We start from the raw sequence: 18,030 nt of genomic DNA, 5'->3' as shown, positions 1-18,030 counted from the left end.
GTGGGGGCAGGCTTGGGAAATTACAAGCGCTTGCACAGGAAAAGCAGAAAGGGGCCCGTAGGCCCCCTTCTTGCTTGCAACCGAGAACCGGCCATTGCCTGAATCAGGCGTCTGGCGCGGCCTTGGCTTGCGGTTCGCTGTTTTCGTAAATCATCAGCGGCTGCGAGGTGCCCTCGATGACGCTCTCGTCGATAACCACTTTGCTGACATCCTTTTTCGAAGGGATCTCATACATGGTATCGAGCAGCACGCCTTCGAGGATCGAACGCAGGCCACGAGCGCCAGTCTTGCGCTCCAGGGCCTTGCGTGCAACGGCCTTGAGCGCATCGCTGCGGAACTCGAGGTCGACGCTTTCCATCTCGAACAGCTTGGCATACTGCTTGGTCAGGGCATTCTTCGGCTCGGTGAGGATCTGCATCAACGCAGCCTCATCCAGCTCGTCAAGGGTAGCCAGTACCGGCAGACGGCCGACGAACTCCGGAATCAGGCCAAACTTGACCAGATCGTCCGGCTCGACCTCACGCAGGGACTCACCAACCTTCTTGCCCTCTTCCTTGCTGCGCACTTCGGCACCAAAACCGATGCCACCTTTGGTGGAGCGGTTCTGGATGACCTTTTCCAGGCCCGAGAACGCACCACCACAGATGAACAGGATGTTGCGGGTATCAACCTGCAGGAATTCCTGTTGCGGGTGCTTGCGGCCGCCCTGCGGCGGAACCGAGGCCACGGTGCCCTCGATCAGTTTCAGCAGTGCCTGCTGCACGCCCTCGCCCGAGACATCACGGGTAATGGACGGGTTGTCCGACTTGCGCGAAATCTTGTCGATTTCGTCGATGTAGACAATGCCCATCTGGGCCTTTTCCACGTCGTAGTCGCACTTCTGCAACAGCTTCTGGATGATGTTCTCGACGTCCTCACCCACATAACCGGCCTCGGTCAGGGTGGTGGCGTCAGCAATGGTAAACGGTACGTTCAACAGGCGTGCCAGGGTTTCGGCGAGCAGGGTCTTGCCCGAGCCAGTTGGCCCGATGAGCAGGATGTTGCTCTTGCCCAGTTCGACTTCGTCACCCTTCTTGTCACGCTGGTTCAGGCGCTTGTAGTGGTTGTACACCGCTACGGCCAGCACCTTCTTCGCGCGCTCCTGACCAATCACGTACTGGTCCAGGATGCCGCTGATTTCTTTCGGCGAAGGCAATTTGTGCGCGCTGCTCTCGGCCTGGGCTTCCTGCACCTCCTCACGGATGATGTCGTTGCACAGGTCGACGCACTCGTCGCAGATAAATACCGAGGGCCCGGCAATCAGTTTGCGCACTTCGTGCTGGCTTTTGCCGCAGAAGGAGCAATAAAGCAATTTGCCGCTGTCCTCGCCGTTACGGGTGTCAGTCATTCGATCGATCCAATCCGGTAGGCTTGCAACACAAGATGAAGGCAATTGCGGGCTTTTTCAAGTCCGCAGGTAGGCGCTTTCGACGCCCACCTGCTCTGACCCCCCGGTTCAGGAGGCCAGTTGCCGCTTGTCATAGACCGAGTCGATCAGGCCGTACTCGGCTGCGCGCGAGGCGCTCATGAAGTTGTCACGCTCGGTGTCACGCTTGATGGTCTCGAGTTCCTGGCCGGTGTGATAGGCCAGCAGCTCGTTCAGACGGGCCTTGATATTGAGGATTTCCTGGGCGTGGATCTCGATATCGGTGGCCTGACCCTGGAAGCCGCCCAGCGGCTGGTGGATCATCACGCGCGAGTTAGGCAGGCAATGACGCTTGCCCTTGGCACCTGCCGCCAGCAGGAAGGCGCCCATGCTGCAGGCCTGGCCGATGCAGATGGTCGAAACGTCCGGCTTGATGAACTGCATGGTGTCGTAGATCGACATGCCGGCGGTGACGGAGCCGCCCGGCGAGTTGATGTACAGATGGATATCCTTGTCCGGGTTTTCCGCCTCAAGGAACAGCAGTTGCGCAACGACGAGGTTGGCCATGTAGTCCTCTACCGGGCCAACCAGGAAGATCACTCGCTCCTTCAACAGACGCGAGTAGATGTCGTAAGCGCGTTCGCCACGGGCGGACTGCTCGATAACCATCGGGACCAGGCCGCCTGCGGCCTGGATGTCAGAGCTCTGCTGAATATAAGAATTGCGGGACATGTCCTGCGCTCACTCCCAAATAGTCATGGCTTGAATACGCACAAGCCAGCTCGAAGGCTGGCTTGTGGAGGTTTCCTACGAGAGAAGACCGTTACTCAGCAGCGGCAGGCGCCTCGGCTGGTTTAACGGCTTCTTCGTACGAGACCGATTTGTCGGTCACAGTCGCTTTCTGCAGAACAGTATCTACAACTTGTTCTTCCAGCACAACCGAACGCACTTCGTTCAGTTGCTGGTCGTTCTTGTAGTACCAGGCGATGACCTGCTCAGGCTCTTGGTAAGCCGAAGCCATTTCTTCGATCATCTCGCGAACCTTGGCGTCGTCCGGCTTCAGCTCGAACTGCTTGACCACTTCGGCCACGATCAGGCCCAGCACGACGCGGCGCTTGGCTTGCTCTTCGAACAGTTCGACTGGCAGCTGCTCAGGCTTGATGTTGCCACCAAACTGCTGAACTGCCTGCACGCGCAGACGGTTGACTTCGTTTTCCAGCAGGGCCTTTGGCACTTCGATCGGGTTGGCGGCCAGCAGACCGTCCATGACCTGGTTCTTGACCTTGGTCTTGATCGCCTGACGCAGCTCACGCTCCATGTTCTTGCGAACTTCGGCGCGGAAGCCTTCCAGCGTCGATTCCTTGATGCCGAACTGGGCGAAGAACGCTTCGTTCAGTTCTGGCAGTACAGGTGCCGAAACGCTGTTGACGGTGATGGTGAACTCGGCGGCTTTGCCAGCCAGGTCCAGGTTCTGGTAGTCCTCTGGGAAGGTCACGTTGACAACGCGCTCTTCGCCAGCCTTGGCGCCTACCAGACCTTCTTCGAAGCCTGGGATCATGCGGCCGGAGCCCAGCACCAGCAGGGTGCCCTTGGCCGAACCACCGGCAAACGCTTCACCGTCGACCTTGCCGACGAAGTCGATGTTGACCTGGTCGTCGTTCTGCGCAGCGCGCTCGACGGCCTCGAAGCGGGTGTTCTGCTTGCGCAGCACTTCCAGCATGTTGTCCAGGTCGCTGTCAGCCACTTCGGCGCTCAGGCGCTCGACCTTGATCGACTCGAGGCCCGCAACAGTGAACTCAGGGAAGACTTCGAAGATGGCGACGAACTCCAGATCCTTGCCCTTTTCGAAGGACTTGGGCTCTACAGCCGGGGCGCCAGCCGGGTTCAGCTTCTGCTCGACGATGGCTTCGTAGAAGGAAGCCTGGACCAGGTCACCGAAAGCCTCTTGACGGGCGTCCGCCTCGAAACGCTGACGGATCACGGTCATCGGTACTTTACCAGGACGGAAGCCCGCAATCTTGGCGCGCTTGGCAGTCTGCTGCAGACGCTTGTTGACTTCGTTCTCGACGCGCTCGGCCGGAACGGCGATGGTCATGCGGCGCTCGAGAGCGGAAGTGTTTTCAACAGAAACTTGCATGGATATTCCTCGTTGCACAGACGTTAGCCGGCGTTAGCCCGACTCCAGAATCAAGGGCAAACATTCTAGTGAGTCACGCAGCAGAAGTCACCCCACACGGGACGACTGAAAACAACGCCGGTCGATTAACTTTCAAGGCCCGCACGGCACAGCGCCAGGCCTGCTTCCAACAGGGCTGCACGGCGCCGGAGGGCGGCCTGCAGCCGAAATACTTTGTCAAACAACTACCCGCAACGCATTCGCCTCCTTTATTGAGGATCAATGTCGTTGAACTGGCAGTACTCCTCCCATTCCAGCCCCAGCGCCTCGGCCACTTCACGGTGCGTTTCCAGGCGCATGGCCTGCAACTGCTCCGGGGATTCAGCAATCAATTGCAGCGCCAGCTCCCAGGGCTCAATACCCTGCTCCTCGGCGGCATCCTCGAACGCCCACTCGATCTGCTGGGCCTGCTCACGCGCATCCAGCTCGCGGATCTCCTCGAGCAACTGCGGATTGGCTTCGGCAAAGCGCTGCAGCGCCAGGGCCTGACGGGCTTCTTTTGCAATCATCGTGATGTCCTTTGCCGGCCGAACAGGCCGGTGTTTCAACCGGCTGAAATCTAACAGCTTTTATTGGGGTGCCACCAGAGGATTACAAGCGGCAGGAGGTGTTTTGGCTGAGGCGCGGCTCATCACCGCTACGCAGACCCAAAACAAAAAGGCGCCCGATCTCACGATCAAGGCGCCTTTCAGGAATATGGGGTGGACGATGGGAATCGAACCCACGACAACTGGAATCACAATCCAGCGCTCTACCAACTGAGCTACGCCCACCATATTGCGGTCTTGCGGTACAACCTTACAGAAGCATGGTGCGGACGAAGAGACTCGAACTCTTACAGCTTGCGCCGCTGGAACCTAAATCCAGTGTGTCTACCAATTTCACCACGTCCGCGTAACGCTTAAAACAAAGGCGCCAGATGCTATCGAGGCGCCCTTGAAAAATATGGGGTGGACGATGGGAATCGAACCCACGACAACTGGAATCACAATCCAGCGCTCTACCAACTGAGCTACGCCCACCATATTGCATTACAACCTACTTGCTTGCCAAAGCTGCCTAATGGCGCACCCGGCAGGACTCGAACCTGCGACCATCCGCTTAGAAGGCGGATGCTCTATCCAGCTGAGCTACGGGCGCTTAAGCTTGAAGCCTAACCGAACGAGACGCTAACAAGGAACTGTTAAACCACTCATTCTGCCCGACTTAGCCAACCAGTGCTAGGCTGTGCCCGACAAGTGCGGCGAATCTTATAGTCGACCCCGAAAGTCGTCAACACCTTTTTCGAAAAAATTTAAATTATTTAAGGGGTTAGGGGATTTGCCCGACCACCCGCCTTTGCCCTTGGCCCATGTCGTGCGAGAATGCACGTTCTTTATTGTTCCTTCTCGATGGTTAATCACGCGTCTATGACTGCACACCTAATCGATGGCAAGGCTATCGCCGCCAGCCTGCGCCAGCAGATCGCTCAACGTGTCGTGGAGCGTCGCCAGCAAGGCCTGCGTACGCCGGGCCTGGCAGTGATCCTGGTCGGCACCGACCCCGCCTCCCAAGTCTATGTCTCGCACAAGCGCAAGGACTGCGAAGAGGTCGGCTTCATTTCGCAGGCTTTCGACCTGCCCAGCGAGACCACGCAACAGGCCCTGACCGAGCTGATCGACCGTCTCAATGACGACCCGGCCGTCGACGGCATCCTGTTGCAACTGCCGCTGCCGGCACACCTGGACGCCTCGTTGCTGCTCGAGCGCATTCGCCCGGACAAGGATGTGGACGGCTTCCATCCGTACAACATCGGCCGCCTGGCCCAGCGTATTCCACTGCTGCGCCCGTGCACACCGAAAGGCATCATGACCCTGCTGGAAAGCACCGGCCAGGACCTGTACGGCATGAACGCGGTGATCGTCGGCGCGTCCAACATCGTTGGCCGCCCGATGGCCATGGAACTGCTGCTGGCCGGCTGCACCGTGACCGTCTGCCATCGCTTCACCAAGGACCTGGCCGGCCATGTCGGGCGTGCCGACCTGGTGGTCGTGGCTGCCGGCAAGCCAGGCCTGGTCAAGGGTGAGTGGGTCAAGGAAGGTGCCATCGTCATCGACGTGGGCATCAACCGCCAGGAAGACGGCAAGCTGGTCGGCGACGTGGTCTACGAGACTGCCCTGCCCCGCGCCGGCTGGATCACACCGGTGCCGGGCGGCGTCGGGCCGATGACCCGGGCGTGCCTGCTGGAGAACACGCTGTACGCGGCAGAAGAGCTGCACAAGTAATACCGCGTAATGCGAAAACGGCACCTTTTGCAGGTGCCGTTTTTTTTGCCCGTGACAAATGACCTCTTCGCGGACGAGCCTGCTCTTGCAAGCGGTTGTCCGGCCCCCCAGGGGGCGGGGGAAGCCACCACGGTGTTCAGCCGATCACTTCCTGGCCGCCTCCCAGGACTTCAGCAGTTCGTTGTAGCTGACGGTCTCGCCCATGGGCTTTTCGTTGGCCAGCTTGGCTTTCGGCGCACCCGGCTGGTCGAACCAGTACTGGGCGTCCTTCTCCGGATTCAACTTGGGTGCACACGTCGCCTGGGCATTGGAGCGTTGCAGGCGCTCCATCATGCGGTCCTGGTCGCGGGCCAGCCCATCCAGGGCTTCCTGCGGGGTCTTTTCGCCACTGGCGACTTCGGCGATATGGCTCCACCACAATTGCGCCAACCGCGGGTAGTCCGGCACGTTGGTGCCGGTCGGCGTCCACTGCACCCGCGCCGGGCTGCGATAGAACTCCACCAGCCCACCGAGCTTGGGCGCCAACTCGGTCATGGCCTGGGAGTTGATGTCCGACTCACGAATCGGCGTCAGGCCGACGATGGTCTTTTTCAGCGATACGGTCTTTGAGGTGACGAACTGGGCGTACAGCCACGCCGCCAGGCGTTGCTTCTCGGGGGTGGACTTGAAGAAGGTCCACGAGCCGGTGTCCTGGTAGCCGAGTTTCATACCCTCTTCCCAGTATGGCCCCTTCGGTGAAGGCGCCATGCGCCACTTCGGCGTGCCGTCGGCATTCACAACCGGCAAGCCGGGCTTCGTCATGTCGGCGGTGAACGCGGTGTACCAGAATATCTGCTGGGCAATGTTGCCTTGCGCCGGCACAGGGCCGGCTTCGGAGAAGGTCATGCCCTGCGCTTCCTTGGGCGCGTAGGCACGCATCCAGTCCACGTACTTCTGCGTGGCATAGACGGCGGCCGGCCCATTGGTATCGCCGCCGCGGGTCACGCTGGAACCCACCGGATGGCAGTCCTCCACGCGAATGCCCCATTCATCGACCGGCAAACCATTGGGCAGGCCCTTGTCGCCGCCGCCGGCCATCGAGAACCAGGCATCGGTGAAGCGCCAGCCCAGTGACGGGTCTTTCTTTCCGTAGTCCATGTGCCCGTAGACACGCTTGCCGTCGATCTCCTTGACGTCTTCGGTGAAGAACTTGGCAATGTCCTCGTACGCCGACCAGTTCACTGGCACCCCCAGTTCATAGCCGTACTTCTCTTTGAACCTGGCCTTCAACTCAGGCCGTTCGAACCAGTCGGCGCGGAACCAGTACAGGTTGGCGAACTGCTGGTCGGGCAGTTGGTAAACCTTGCCATCGGGCGCGGTGGTGAAGGAAATACCGATGAAGTCCTTCAGGTCGAGGGTCGGCGAGGTGTAGGCTTTGCCCTCGTTGGCCATCAGGTCGGTGATCGATTCCACTTTGCCGTAGCGAAAGTGCGTACCGATCAGGTCGGAGTCGTTGACCCAGCCGTCATAAATGTTCTTGTCCGACTGCATCTGCGTCTGCAGTTTTTCCACCACATCGCCTTCCTGCAGCAGGTCGTGGGTCAACTGGATGCCGGTGATCTCACTGAAAGCCTTGGCCAGCACCTTGGATTCGTATTCATGGGTGGTGATGGTTTCCGACACAACGTTGATCTTCATCCCGCGAAACGGCTCGGCTGCCTTGATGAACCACTGCAATTCGGCCAACTGCTGTTCGGGGGTAAGGGTCGAAGGCTTGAACTCGCTGCCGATCCATTTCTTTGCCGCCTCTTCGTACTGGTCGGCCCAGGCTGTGCCTTGCACGCTGGCCAGTACCAGCAACGCGGCCAGGGTCAAATGTCGCCTGTTGTGTTTGTTGTCGAACATTGTGATCTCCCGTTTCAGTTATCCCACAGGGCCGCTCGCTCAGCCCCAGCGCAACACCACCGCCAGCCACGCCAGCGACAGCAGCGAGGCCACCCACAATGGCCAGTCGCTGACACCGACCACCAGCAGGTGCAGGTAGGCGCTGGCCAGCAGGCCGATGAACAAACGGTCACCACGGCTGGTGACCAGCGGCAAAAAGCCCCGTCGCTCTACGCAGGGGCGACGCAGTTCAAGCAGGGTCATGCCCAGCAGCAACAGGCCCACAGCGGCGAAGAACAGCGCTGTCGGCAGGGTCCAGGCCATCCACTCCATGCGTTGCCCTCCTCACACCCGGCCCAGGGCGAAGCCCTTGGCCACATGATTGCGCACGAACCAGATCACCAGCATGCCCGGCAAGATGGTCAGCACCCCCGCTGCCGCCAGCACACCCCAGTCGATGCCCGATGCCGACACCGTGCGGGTCATCACCGCGGCAATCGGCTTGGCATTCACCGAGGTCAGGGTGCGCGCCAGCAGCAGTTCGACCCAGGAGAACATGAAACAGAAAAACGCCGTGACGCCGATGCCCGAGCCAATCAGCGGTATGAAGATCTTCACGAAGAAGCGCGGAAAACTGTAGCCGTCAATGTAGGCGGTTTCGTCGATTTCCCTTGGCACGCCCGACATGAAACCCTCCAGGATCCACACCGCCAGCGGTACGTTGAACAGGCAATGGGCCAGCGCCACGGCAATGTGGGTATCGAACAGCCCGATCGACGAGTACAACTGGAAGAACGGCAGCAGGAACACCGCCGGTGGCGCCATGCGGTTGGTCAGCAGCCAGAAGAACAGGTGGCGGTCGCCGAGAAAGCGGTAGCGCGAGAACGCATAGGCCGCGGGCAACGCCACGAGCAGTGAAATCAGCGTGTTCAGGCACACGTAGTACAGCGAGTTGATGTAGCCGCTGTACCAGCTGGCGTCGGTGAAGATCACTCGGTAGTTGTCGAGCGTGAACGCCTGCGGCCACAGGGTCAGGCCGCCAAGGATCTCGGCGTTGCTCTTGAACGACATGTTCAGCAACCAGTAGATCGGCACCAGCAGGAAGAAGAAGTACAGCAGCAGGGCCATTGATTTGCGTGTGCTCATGGCCTAGTCCTTGTCGGCATGGGTCATGGCGGTGTAGAACAGCCACGACACCAGCAGGATGATCAGGAAGTACACCAGTGAAAACGCTGCCGCCGGCCCCAGGTCGAACTGCCCTACGGCCATACGCGTGAGGGTCTGGCTGAGGAACGTGGTCGCATTGCCTGGCCCGCCGCCGGTCAGCACGAACGGTTCGGTGTAGATCATGAAACTGTCCATGAAGCGCAGCATCAACGCGATCACCAGCACGTTCTTGAGCTTGGGCAGCTGGATATGGCGAAACACCGCCCAGCCCGAGGCCCGATCGATGCGCGCGGCCTGGTAGTACACGTCGGGGATCGCACGCAGCCCCGAATAGCACAGCAGAGCCACCAACGAAGTCCAGTGCCACACATCCATCACCAGCACGGTGAGCCAGGCGTCGAATGGGTCACCGGCATAGTTGTAGCTGACCCCGAGCTTGGCCAGGGAAGCGCCGAGCAGGCCAATGTCGGCCCGGCCGAAAATCTGCCAGATAGTGCCGACCACGTTCCACGGGATCAGCAACGGGATAGCCATGACGATCAGGCACACCGAGGCCATACGGCCTTTGGTTGGCATGGCCAGGGCGATGCCTATACCCAACGGAATTTCGATCAGCAGTACACAGGCCGAGTAAATGAACTGGCGCAGCAATGCGTCGTGCAGCGCCGGGTCGCGCAGTACCTGGCGGTACCAGTCGGCACCGACGAAGTAGCGGCTGGACTGGTCGAAGATGTCTTGCACCGAGTAGTTGACCACCGTCATCATCGGCACCACCGCGCTGAACGCGACCAGCAGGAACACCGGCAGCACCAGCCACCAGGCCTTGTTGTTCGGCACCTTGTTGTTCATGGCCCGGCCTCCAGCAGCACATCGTCGACATACAGCATCAGCCACTGCGCCGGCAGGCTGACCCAAGCCTTGTCCACAGGCAACGGGCGGTCCTCGCCCAGCCTCGCCTTGAGCGCGACACCGCCCAGTTCGAGGGTGACGATGCGATAGGTACCCAGGTCTTCGACGTCCAGCACCCGTGCCGGGTAGGCACCCTCGAACGGGCTGTCCCATAGCTGCACGAACTCCGGGCGAATGCCCAGCTGCAGCCGCCCGCCCGCCAATGCAGCCAGGCGCTCGCACAAGCCATCGGGCAGTACCAACTGGACATCGCCGAACACCACCGCGCCCGCCTCGGCACGCACGTCAATCAAGTTCATGCCCGGGCTACCGATGAAATAACCGACGAACGTATGCCGCGGTCGCTCGAACAGCTCGCGCGGCGTGCCGAACTGGACGATGCGGCCGCCGTGCATCACCGCGATCTTGTCAGCGAAGGTCGAGGCCTCCAACTGGTCGTGGGTGACGTAGATCATGGTGATGTTGAACTGCTCATGGATCTGCTTCAGCTTGCGCCGCAGCTTCCACTTCAGATGCGGGTCGATCACCGTCAGCGGCTCGTCGAACAGGATCGCCGACACGTCATCGCGCACCAGGCCACGCCCCATGGAGACTTTCTGCTTTTCATCGGCGGTGAGGTTGCGTGCTTTCTTGCGCAACACGGCAGTCAGCTCGAGCACTTCGGCAATTTCTTCCACACGGGCACGCACCCGGGCTTCATCGAGCCCCTGGTTGCGCAAGGGGAAGGCCAGGTTGTCGAACACCGTCATGGTGTCGTACACCACCGGGAACTGGAACACCTGGGCGATATTGCGCGCCTGCGGGGACAGCTGGTTGACCGGCTTGCCGTCGAACAGCACCTCGCCATGAGACGGCGTCAGCAGCCCGGAAATGATATTGAGCAAGGTCGACTTGCCGCAGCCCGACGGCCCGAGCAACGCATAGGCACCGCCCTGTTCCCACACATGTTCGAGTGCGTGCAGGGCATAGTCTGCCTCGCTGGCGGGCTGGCGGCTGTAACTGTGCGCCAGCTGGCGCAGGCGGATTTCGGCCATCACCCTCTCCTCGCCTGGCGCAGCCCCGGGGCCTGCACCAACACCCCGGCGCTGTCGAAAACGAACAGCTTGTGCGTGGGGATGAACACGCGTATCGGCGTGTCCACCTGGTATTCGTGCACCCCGGGAAGGTGCAGCACCATGCGCCAGTATTCGTTGCGCACATGCAGAAATGTTTCTGACCCACTGATCTCGGCCAACTCCACCAGCACCGCCAGCTCCAGGTCATCGTCATGGGCCGGCACCAGCGCGATATGGCTGGGGCGCACGCCGAAGCGGTAGTCACCTTCGGCCAGCGGCTCCAGGTCGGCATTGCGGGCAAAGTGCACGGTCTGGGCCAGGCTCACCTCGTTACCCGTGATACGGCCAGACACCAGGTTGATCGGCGGCTCGGAAAACAGCTCGGCAGCCAGCACGCTGCTGGGGCGCTGATAGACCTCGGCGGTGGGCCCGCTCTGCACGATACGGCCTTCGTGCACAAGCGTGGTGGTGCCGCCCAGTGCCAGCGCCTCGTTGGGCTCGGTGGTGGCGTACACAGCAATGCAATGGCGCGCCGCGAACAGCTCGCGCAGCTCCTGGCGCAGGCCTTCGCGCAACTTGTAGTCGAGGTTGACCAATGGCTCGTCGAAGAGGATCAACGAGGCATCCTTGACCAGTGCCCTGGCCATCGCCGTGCGTTGCTGCTGGCCACCGGAGAGCTCCAGTGGCAGGCGTTGCAGGTAGGTTTCGATGCGCAGCATCTCGGCAGTTTCCTGCACCCGCCGTCGGATCTGGTCCTCGGCCATGCGCGCCTGGCGCAGCGGCGAGGCGATGTTTTCGTACACGCTCAAGGTCGGGTAATTGATGAATTGCTGATACACCATCGACACATTGCGCTGACGCACCGGCACACCGGTGACGTCCTGGCCATCCATCAGCACCCGCCCCCGGTCCGGACGGTCCAGCCCGGCCATCAGGCGCATCAGGCTGGTCTTGCCGGCCAGGGTGCGACCCAGCAGCACATTGAACGAACCGGGCTCGAAACGCAGTGACGCCTCGACGATCCACGGCTGGTTGTCGACGCTACGGCTGACCTGCTCCAGCACCAGGGACATGGCGTGGCCTTTTTGTGATTGTTGTCTGCCGGCTACAGCCAGTTCCGTGCCAGTCCTTGCCCGGTGCTCTGGTTCGGGGCCTGGGTGGCAGCGCTGGCAAATCGCGGGCGCGCAGGTGAACACAATCACTGCACAACTGGACACTGGCCAGTTTGACAATGAACAGCCGTGGACAACACTGAACGGCGGTCGACCCATGACAACAATCACACAGGACAGGCCCATGGCCGCATCCGCTTCGACCCACACCCGCCTGATCCAGGCTTCCTGGGACCGCTGCCGCGACCACGGCCTGCAGCCGCAGCATGCGCCGGACTTTGACTGCCTGTCCCGCGCCGAGCTCAGCGCCCTGCTGGAGCGGCGCCAAAACCTGCTACGCCTGACCCGCGAGGAAGTGCTACCGCACTATGCGCACCTCTTGGGTAACGCCAGCTACCTGGTGATGCTGGCCGATGCCAGCGGCTGCCTGCTCGACAGCTGGGGCTCGCGGCGTTTCATCGAACCGCGCCAGCACCATGGTTTCAGCGCCGGCGCCCATTGGCACGAACGTGGCGTCGGCACCAATGCCCTGGGCACCACACTGATTTGCGCCGAAGCGATTCACGTCGGCCAGGACGAACACTTCCTGCGCCAGAACCGCTACATGTCCAGCGCCGCCGCCCCCCTGTTCGACGCCGCACGGCAGCTGGTCGGAGTGCTCGACGTAGCCAGCGACGGCTACCTGCCGGCCAGCCAGACGCTTGGGCTGGTGCGCATGATGGGCCAGAGCCTGGAAAACCGCCTGATCCTCGCCGAACATGCTGACCAGCATGCACAACTGATCTTCAACAGCGCCTCCGACAACCTCGACAGCCCTTGGGCCGGCCTGCTGGTGTTCGATGAGCGCGGACAGGTGTTGGCTGCCAATCACCGGGCCGATAGCCTGCTCGGCGTAAACCCGCTGCAGCAAAACATCGAGCAACTGTTCCAGTTACCCCTGCAACAGCTGCTCAGCCATCCCCGACAACAGCCCTTCGCTCTGCAGGCCACCGGGCGCAACCGCTTTCACTGCCAGTGGCACCCCCCACGCGAAACCATTCGACGCCCCGAAGCCGGCAACGCCGAGCCGCGCCTGGAAAAAGCCTTGAAACAAGCCGGCCTGCTATTGGAGAAGGACATCCCGGTGTTGGTGGAGGGCGAAACAGGCGTAGGCAAAGAAGTGTTCGTCGACACCCTGCACCGGGCCAGCAGCCGCGCCAGGCAGCCGCTGGTCGCCGTAAACTGTGCGGCGATCCCGGCCGAACTGGTGGAGTCGGAACTGTTCGGCTATGACAAAGGCGCGTTCACCGGCGCCCACCACAAGGGCAACCCAGGGCTGATCCGCAAGGCCGACCACGGCATCCTGTTTCTGGATGAGATTGGCGACATGCCACTGCCCACCCAGGCCCGCCTGCTGCGCGTACTGCAGTCGCGCAGCATCCAGCCGCTGGGCAGTGGCGAACCGGTGCCGGTGGATATCCGCGTGGTGTCGGCGAGCAATCGCAACCTGGCCGAAGAAGTGCGCGCCGGGCGCTTTCGCCAGGACCTGTACTACCGCATCGCCGGCCTGACACTGGTGCTGCCTCCCCTGCGCGAACGCGCTGACCGGCGCCAGCTGATTGAGCAGGTGCATGCCCGCTACCGCGAGCCCGGGCAACCTGCGCGGCTGCCCCCGGCCATAATCGACCTGTTCGATCAACACCCCTGGCCGGGCAACCTGCGCGAACTGGTGAGTGTGCTACAGGTCGCGTTGGCCCTGGCGGCCAACGGGCCGGTCGGCGTCGAGCACCTTCCAGCGGGTTTTCTGGCCGAGTCGAAAACACCGGTGCCGATAGCGACTGAAGAGACGGACCTGCAGAGCCTGGTCGAGCAAGCCAATGGCAACCTGTCGGCGGTGGCCCGCCGACTGGGTATCAGCCGCACCACACTGTACAAGCGGTTGCGTGAGCGATGAATCGATTGGCCCTGAAGCGCGCCGCACAGCAGGTTTTCGAAGCCACCCCTGATCGACAGCAGGTGGCGCCCCCGTGCAGCTCAAGACCACGGCCCGCTGATGGCCTTCAAGGGTCACGCCACTGCACTGGCTGCCGGTAGGCCTGTGCCCAGGCTTGCACGTCACTGGCGGGCATCGGCCGGGCGATGCAGTAACCCTGCGCCAGCTCGCAGCCCAGGCCCATCAGTACCCGACCGTGCTCGACACTCTCCAGCCCCTCGGCAATCACCTCGCGGCCAAACGCCCGCGCCAGGCCGATCACCGCCTCCGTCAGCGCCAGGTCGTCCTGGTCATGAAGGATGTCACGCACGAACGACTGGTCGATCTTGATCGTCTGGGTCGGCAAGCGTTTCAGGTAACTCAAGGACGAATAACCAGTGCCGAAATCGTCCAGTGAGAAACGCACACCCAGCGCACGGCAGGCATCCAGGCAGCGGCTGACATGCTGCAGGTTGTCGATGGCCACCGACTCGACGATTTCCAGGTCCAGCAGCGCCGGGTCCACCGCCGGGTACGCTGCCAGCAACTGCTGCAGGCGCTCGGCAAAGTCATTGCGCTGCAAATGCCGCGCGGCGATATTCACGCTCAGCGACCAGGGCTGCCCTTGGCGCTGCCAGGCCTGCAACTGGCTCAACGCCTGCCCGATCACCCACTCGCCGATTTCGACGATCAGGTCGGTCTGCTCTACCCAGGGCAGGAAATCGCCAGGCGGCACCACACCACGGCCTGGCCGCTGCCAGCGCAATAAACCCTCGAAGCCCAGTACCTTGCCGCTGCGCAGGTTGACCTTGGGCTGGTAGTAAAGACACAGCTCACCGTTGCGCAGCGCCCGGCGCACGCGCGCCACGGTCTGGTGGGTGGCCTTGAGCTCCTGTTCCTGCGACACGTCGAACAGATGGTAACGGTTGCGCCCGCGCTGCTTGGCCACATACATGGCCTGGTCGGCGTGGCGCACCAGGGTGTCGGCATCTTCGTCATCCTGCGGGTACAGGGTCACGCCGATACTGGCGCTGAGCGACAGTGTATGCTCACGCACCACACAGGGCGCCGCCAAGGCACGCAACACCCGCTGCAGGGCTGCATGCAGCTGGTGCTCATCATCGACATCGCGCAGGATCAGCACGAATTCGTCGCCCGACAGCCGCGCCACGGCATCCCCACCACGCAGGATACTCTTCAGGCGCTGCGCCACTTCCACCAGCAGCAGGTCACCCACGGCATGCCCGTAGCCGTCGTTGACCGCCTTGAAACCATCCAGGTCGAGCATGCACACCGCCAGCGAGATGCCTTCGCGGCGCGAGTAGGCCAGAGCCTGGTTCAGCAGGTCGGACAGGTAGGCGCGGTTGGGCAGGCCGGTGAGCACATCGTGACCCACCCGCCACTGCAAGGTATGCAGCAGCTGGCGCTTCTCCGTGACGTCAAAGCGGATCGACACATACTTGCGCACCTGGCCTGTCAGCGGATCGACCAGTGGCACCATGGTGCTGTCGACCCAGTACAACGAACCGTCCTTGGACCGGTTGCAGATTTCGCCCTTCCACACCCGCCCGGCGACCAAAGCCCGCCACATGCCGACAAAGAACGTCGGTTCATGCAGCCCGGAATTGAGGATGCGGTGGTTGGCCCCCAACAGTTCTTCACGGCTGTAGCCCGAGATGCTGCAGAACTGCTGATTGACGTAGGTGATGTTCCCACGCAGGTCGGTTTCCGAAAAGATTGCGGCCGCGTCCACGGCCGCGCGATAGTTATCATCCATAAAGCATCCTGCCTTAGCGGTTGAAGCGCTCCACCAGGGCGCGCAATCCGGCGCACACGTGTTCCAGTTCGGTACCGCGCGAGGCGGCGGCGTTGGCGCTGTGGGCGCTGTGCTGGGCAATACCGGCTACGCCGTTGATCTGCCGCGAAACATCTTCTGCCACCGCCGACTGCTGCTGCGAGGCGGTGGCCATCTGCTGGCTCATGTCGCTGATGCGCTGTACCGCGTCACGAATGCCATGCAGCGCCTGTCGGGCTTCCTGCACCTGGGCAACGCCTTGCTCGGCACCGTCGATGCCTCGGCTGGCGATCGCCACGGCTTCCTCGGCGCCACTGCGCAGGGCATCGATGATGGCCTGGATGTGCAGGGTGGACTGGCGGGTCTTGTCGGCCAATGCCCGGACCTCGTCGGCGACCACGGCAAAGCCCCGGCCCTGCTCGCCCGCACGGGCAGCCTCGATGGCGGCGTTGAGGGCCAGCAGGTTGGTTTGCTCGGCAATGCCGCGGATCATCCCGGCTGCCTCGGCGATGGCGCCGGTCTGACCCGCCAGGTGGCTGACCGCCTGGTTGATCTGCGTCACAGTGCTGGCCAGGTTACGAATGGCCGTGCCGCTGGCATCGGCCACCTGGCTACCTTGCTCGGCCAGCAGGTGCGCCGTGTGTGCCTCGGCGGCGGTCAACTGCACGTGGTTGGCGACTTCGCCAATGGAGGCGGCCATCTGGTTCATTGCAGTGGCGCTCAGGTCGGTTTCGGCACGCTGCTCCAGCAATGCCGCCTCGGTGCTGCGCGACAACTGCCCGGCATCGCGAGCGGCCACGGCCATTTGCCCGGCCAGATCGCTTAGCCGCGTCAATGCGGTTTTCAGGCGTGCCTCTTCGCTGATCAGCATCAGTTGCAACTGCCCGGCAGCACCCGACAGGTCGCTGTAGGTCAAGGCTGCAACCGGGTCGGCGAAGGCACCTTCGGCACCCTGCACAATCTGCTGCAGCTGCCGCCCGAGGGCATTGCGCGCCCATAGACCGCAGGCCACGAACAGCCCCACGGTCAGCCCCTGCCCCACCAGGCCAGGCCACAACTGATTGGCACCCACCGCCAGCAGCCCACCGGCCAGTGGCAAGGCCAAGGCCTGCGTCAGCAAGCTCAGACGGCGCGGCGCCGACAATGCCGCCTGACCGTTGCGCAGCCGCGCATAGAGGGCTTCGGCACGGGCTACTTGCTCGCGCGTGGGGCATACGCGCACCGACTCGTAACCCACTACCCGCCCACCTTCGAGGATGGGCGTGACGTAGGCATTGACCCAGTAGTAGTCGCCGTTACGGCAGCGGTTCTTGACGATACCCATCCAGCTCTTGCCGGCTTTCAGGTAGCGCCACATCAACTCGTACACCGCCGGCGGCATGTCCGGGTGGCGCACCAGGTTGTGCGGGCTGCCGATCAGTTCGGCCTCGCTGTAGCCACTGATGGCGGCAAACTCAGGGTTGCAGTAGGTGATCAGGCTGGCGGTATCGGTAGCAGAAATCAGCCGCTGATCGGGGGGGAAACGTTGCTCGACCGGGGTTACCGGCAGGTTGAGGCGCACGATGAGACTCCATTCGATGACAAGCCGGTACCCAGTACATCGACGGCCATCGGAACCGATTCATGAGGATCCGTTCCAATGGGCAAAAGCGCTTCCTGCCGTTACGGCACGAGGCCGAACGGTACAAGGAAGGTGACGATGACTGACCGGTCAAGCCATGAATTCTACGAAATTCATCACATAAATAAAACAAAGGTGATCGATCATGGCGTTGCGCCACATTGATAGATATCGTTAAGTTCTTGATTCTAAATGGGAATTAAGCGATGACGAGATCAGCTTTGGGTATCGCCCTGCGCCGCTACCGCAAGCTGGCGGGCCTGACCCAGGCACAACTGGCTGAACGAACCGGCTTCGACCCCAAGACCATCAGCCGTTTCGAAACCAGCACCTACACCCCCAGCATCGATGCAATCATGGCGTTTGCCCAGGTGCTGGGCGTCAAGCCCAAGGACTTCTTCGCTGAACCGGACGACGAAGAGGAGCAGCGCGCCTACCTGTTCGGTGTCATCCACAACGCCCCACCCAAAGATCTTGGCAAGCTGATTGCAGCGGTGGATCAGGCACTGGCCAAGCCCTGAGCTATTTTAAGCGCCCCCCTTTTACGGCACGCACCGAACTAGAGCATGGCAGGCTGGATTGCCCCACAACTGGTCAGACCGGTAAGGCCAAAAAAACCTTGCAATCAGGTATTTTTCGCGCTTTTATGGCCTCGCGCTGAACAAACCGGTAAGACCACAATAATTAAGTCCTGCGCTCTTTCGCCCCGTGC

At 61.8% G+C, this 18,030-nt stretch carries 15 protein-coding genes, 4 tRNA genes and 1 pseudogene; 3 read left to right on the top strand and 17 right to left on the bottom strand.

The genetic code is table 11. The features are described from left to right. Window positions 1–103: 103 nt before the first annotated feature. From clpX to AA098_RS09850, 8 genes are all read right to left on the bottom strand, one after another. Window positions 104–1,387 (bottom strand): ATP-dependent Clp protease ATP-binding subunit ClpX, encoded by a 1,284-nt coding sequence (gene clpX / locus AA098_RS09885; RefSeq protein ID WP_003250242.1) that lies wholly within the window; start codon window positions 1,385–1,387, stop codon window positions 104–106. A 108-nt stretch (window positions 1,388–1,495) separates the two neighbouring features. After that, the gene (clpP, locus tag AA098_RS09880) at window positions 1,496–2,137 is read right to left on the bottom strand and encodes an ATP-dependent Clp endopeptidase proteolytic subunit ClpP (protein ID WP_003250240.1); all 642 of its coding nucleotides are present in this window, start codon (window positions 2,135–2,137) and stop codon (window positions 1,496–1,498) included. Between the two features lie 91 nt (window positions 2,138–2,228). Further along, window positions 2,229–3,542, bottom strand: a complete 1,314-nt coding sequence (tig, locus tag AA098_RS09875) for a trigger factor (RefSeq protein WP_003250238.1) — start codon at window positions 3,540–3,542, stop codon at window positions 2,229–2,231. Between the two features lie 248 nt (window positions 3,543–3,790). Further along, window positions 3,791–4,090: a DUF6388 family protein gene (locus AA098_RS09870; protein ID WP_003250236.1), complete on the bottom strand. Its 300-nt coding sequence runs from the start codon at window positions 4,088–4,090 to the stop codon at window positions 3,791–3,793. 188 nt (window positions 4,091–4,278) lie between these two features. After that, window positions 4,279–4,354, bottom strand: a tRNA-His gene (locus AA098_RS09865). Between the two features lie 36 nt (window positions 4,355–4,390). Then, window positions 4,391–4,475: transfer RNA gene (locus AA098_RS09860), tRNA-Leu, on the bottom strand. 52 nt (window positions 4,476–4,527) lie between these two features. Next, window positions 4,528–4,603: transfer RNA gene (locus AA098_RS09855), tRNA-His, on the bottom strand. A gap of 41 nt (window positions 4,604–4,644) precedes the next feature. Beyond that, a tRNA-Arg gene (locus AA098_RS09850) sits at window positions 4,645–4,721 on the bottom strand. Between the two features lie 269 nt (window positions 4,722–4,990). Between AA098_RS09850 and folD the strand changes: the two genes are divergently transcribed. After that, window positions 4,991–5,845, top strand: coding sequence for a bifunctional methylenetetrahydrofolate dehydrogenase/methenyltetrahydrofolate cyclohydrolase FolD (folD, locus tag AA098_RS09845; protein WP_003250234.1), 855 nt, complete (start codon window positions 4,991–4,993; stop codon window positions 5,843–5,845). A gap of 144 nt (window positions 5,846–5,989) precedes the next feature. Here folD and AA098_RS09840 read toward each other — a convergent pair whose 3' ends face one another. Genes AA098_RS09840 through AA098_RS09815 form a run of 6 tightly spaced genes read right to left on the bottom strand, consistent with a single transcriptional unit; the run spans window position 5,990 to window position 11,912 of the window. Further along, window positions 5,990–7,729 (bottom strand): ABC transporter substrate-binding protein, encoded by a 1,740-nt coding sequence (locus AA098_RS09840; protein WP_003250232.1) that lies wholly within the window; start codon window positions 7,727–7,729, stop codon window positions 5,990–5,992. A 39-nt stretch (window positions 7,730–7,768) separates the two neighbouring features. Then, complete coding sequence (locus AA098_RS09835) at window positions 7,769–8,041, bottom strand: DUF2160 domain-containing protein (RefSeq protein ID WP_003250230.1); 273 nt, start codon at window positions 8,039–8,041, stop codon at window positions 7,769–7,771. Window positions 8,042–8,053: 12 nt separating this feature from the next. Next, window positions 8,054–8,854, bottom strand: a complete 801-nt coding sequence (locus AA098_RS09830; protein ID WP_003250228.1) for a carbohydrate ABC transporter permease — start codon at window positions 8,852–8,854, stop codon at window positions 8,054–8,056. 3 nt (window positions 8,855–8,857) lie between these two features. After that, the gene (locus AA098_RS09825; protein ID WP_003250226.1) at window positions 8,858–9,724 is read right to left on the bottom strand and encodes a carbohydrate ABC transporter permease; all 867 of its coding nucleotides are present in this window, start codon (window positions 9,722–9,724) and stop codon (window positions 8,858–8,860) included. Next, complete coding sequence (locus AA098_RS09820) at window positions 9,721–10,818, bottom strand: ABC transporter ATP-binding protein (RefSeq protein WP_003250224.1); 1,098 nt, start codon at window positions 10,816–10,818, stop codon at window positions 9,721–9,723. The genes AA098_RS09825 and AA098_RS09820 overlap by 4 nt, the downstream gene beginning before the upstream one ends. Further along, window positions 10,818–11,912, bottom strand: coding sequence for an ABC transporter ATP-binding protein (locus tag AA098_RS09815; RefSeq protein ID WP_003250223.1), 1,095 nt, complete (start codon window positions 11,910–11,912; stop codon window positions 10,818–10,820). Before AA098_RS09815 ends, AA098_RS09820 begins: the two co-directional genes overlap by 1 nt. A 223-nt stretch (window positions 11,913–12,135) precedes the next feature. On the opposite strand from AA098_RS09815, the gene AA098_RS09810 reads away from it, so the two are divergent. Next, window positions 12,136–13,884, top strand: coding sequence for a sigma-54-dependent Fis family transcriptional regulator (locus AA098_RS09810; RefSeq protein ID WP_004576801.1), 1,749 nt, complete (start codon window positions 12,136–12,138; stop codon window positions 13,882–13,884). Between the two features lie 106 nt (window positions 13,885–13,990). On the opposite strand, the gene AA098_RS09805 is transcribed toward AA098_RS09810, so the two are convergent. The 3 genes and pseudogenes from AA098_RS09805 to AA098_RS30165 form a co-directional block, all read right to left on the bottom strand. Then, window positions 13,991–15,679, bottom strand: coding sequence for a bifunctional diguanylate cyclase/phosphodiesterase (locus AA098_RS09805; RefSeq protein WP_003250219.1), 1,689 nt, complete (start codon window positions 15,677–15,679; stop codon window positions 13,991–13,993). A 13-nt stretch (window positions 15,680–15,692) separates the two neighbouring features. Further along, window positions 15,693–16,769 carry a methyl-accepting chemotaxis protein gene (locus AA098_RS09800; RefSeq protein WP_370626957.1) on the bottom strand — a complete coding sequence of 359 codons (1,077 nt, stop codon included), beginning with the start codon at window positions 16,767–16,769 and terminating at the stop codon, window positions 15,693–15,695. Between the two features lie 159 nt (window positions 16,770–16,928). Then, a pseudogene (locus tag AA098_RS30165) lies at window positions 16,929–17,258 on the bottom strand (PAS domain-containing protein); the annotation flags it as partial. 266 nt (window positions 17,259–17,524) lie between these two features. On the opposite strand from AA098_RS30165, the gene AA098_RS09795 reads away from it, so the two are divergent. Continuing rightward, window positions 17,525–17,839, top strand: coding sequence for a helix-turn-helix domain-containing protein (locus AA098_RS09795; RefSeq protein WP_003250216.1), 315 nt, complete (start codon window positions 17,525–17,527; stop codon window positions 17,837–17,839). The last annotated feature ends 191 nt before the right edge of the window (window positions 17,840–18,030 follow it).

Source organism: Pseudomonas sp. JY-Q, from assembly GCF_001655295.1.
Taxonomy (GTDB): Bacteria; Pseudomonadota; Gammaproteobacteria; order Pseudomonadales; family Pseudomonadaceae; genus Aquipseudomonas; species Aquipseudomonas alloputida.
This window is presented reverse-complemented; position numbering and strand designations above follow the sequence as displayed.

Bases quoted from the DNA above. Each gene is read 5' to 3' on its own strand.
- clpX (WP_003250242.1), bottom strand. From the start codon at position 1,387: ATGACTGACACCCGTAACGGCGAGGACAGCGGCAAATTGCTTTATTGC.
- clpP (WP_003250240.1), bottom strand. From the start codon at position 2,137: ATGTCCCGCAATTCTTATATTCAGCAGAGCTCTGACATCCAGGCCGCA.
- tig (WP_003250238.1), bottom strand. From the start codon at position 3,542: ATGCAAGTTTCTGTTGAAAACACTTCCGCTCTCGAGCGCCGCATGACC.
- AA098_RS09870 (WP_003250236.1), bottom strand. From the start codon at position 4,090: ATGATTGCAAAAGAAGCCCGTCAGGCCCTGGCGCTGCAGCGCTTTGCC.
- folD (WP_003250234.1), top strand. From the start codon at position 4,991: ATGACTGCACACCTAATCGATGGCAAGGCTATCGCCGCCAGCCTGCGC.
- AA098_RS09840 (WP_003250232.1), bottom strand. From the start codon at position 7,729: ATGTTCGACAACAAACACAACAGGCGACATTTGACCCTGGCCGCGTTG.
- AA098_RS09835 (WP_003250230.1), bottom strand. From the start codon at position 8,041: ATGGAGTGGATGGCCTGGACCCTGCCGACAGCGCTGTTCTTCGCCGCT.
- AA098_RS09830 (WP_003250228.1), bottom strand. From the start codon at position 8,854: ATGAGCACACGCAAATCAATGGCCCTGCTGCTGTACTTCTTCTTCCTG.
- AA098_RS09825 (WP_003250226.1), bottom strand. From the start codon at position 9,724: ATGAACAACAAGGTGCCGAACAACAAGGCCTGGTGGCTGGTGCTGCCG.
- AA098_RS09820 (WP_003250224.1), bottom strand. From the start codon at position 10,818: ATGGCCGAAATCCGCCTGCGCCAGCTGGCGCACAGTTACAGCCGCCAG.
- AA098_RS09815 (WP_003250223.1), bottom strand. From the start codon at position 11,912: ATGTCCCTGGTGCTGGAGCAGGTCAGCCGTAGCGTCGACAACCAGCCG.
- AA098_RS09810 (WP_004576801.1), top strand. From the start codon at position 12,136: ATGGCCGCATCCGCTTCGACCCACACCCGCCTGATCCAGGCTTCCTGG.
- AA098_RS09805 (WP_003250219.1), bottom strand. From the start codon at position 15,679: ATGGATGATAACTATCGCGCGGCCGTGGACGCGGCCGCAATCTTTTCG.
- AA098_RS09795 (WP_003250216.1), top strand. From the start codon at position 17,525: ATGACGAGATCAGCTTTGGGTATCGCCCTGCGCCGCTACCGCAAGCTG.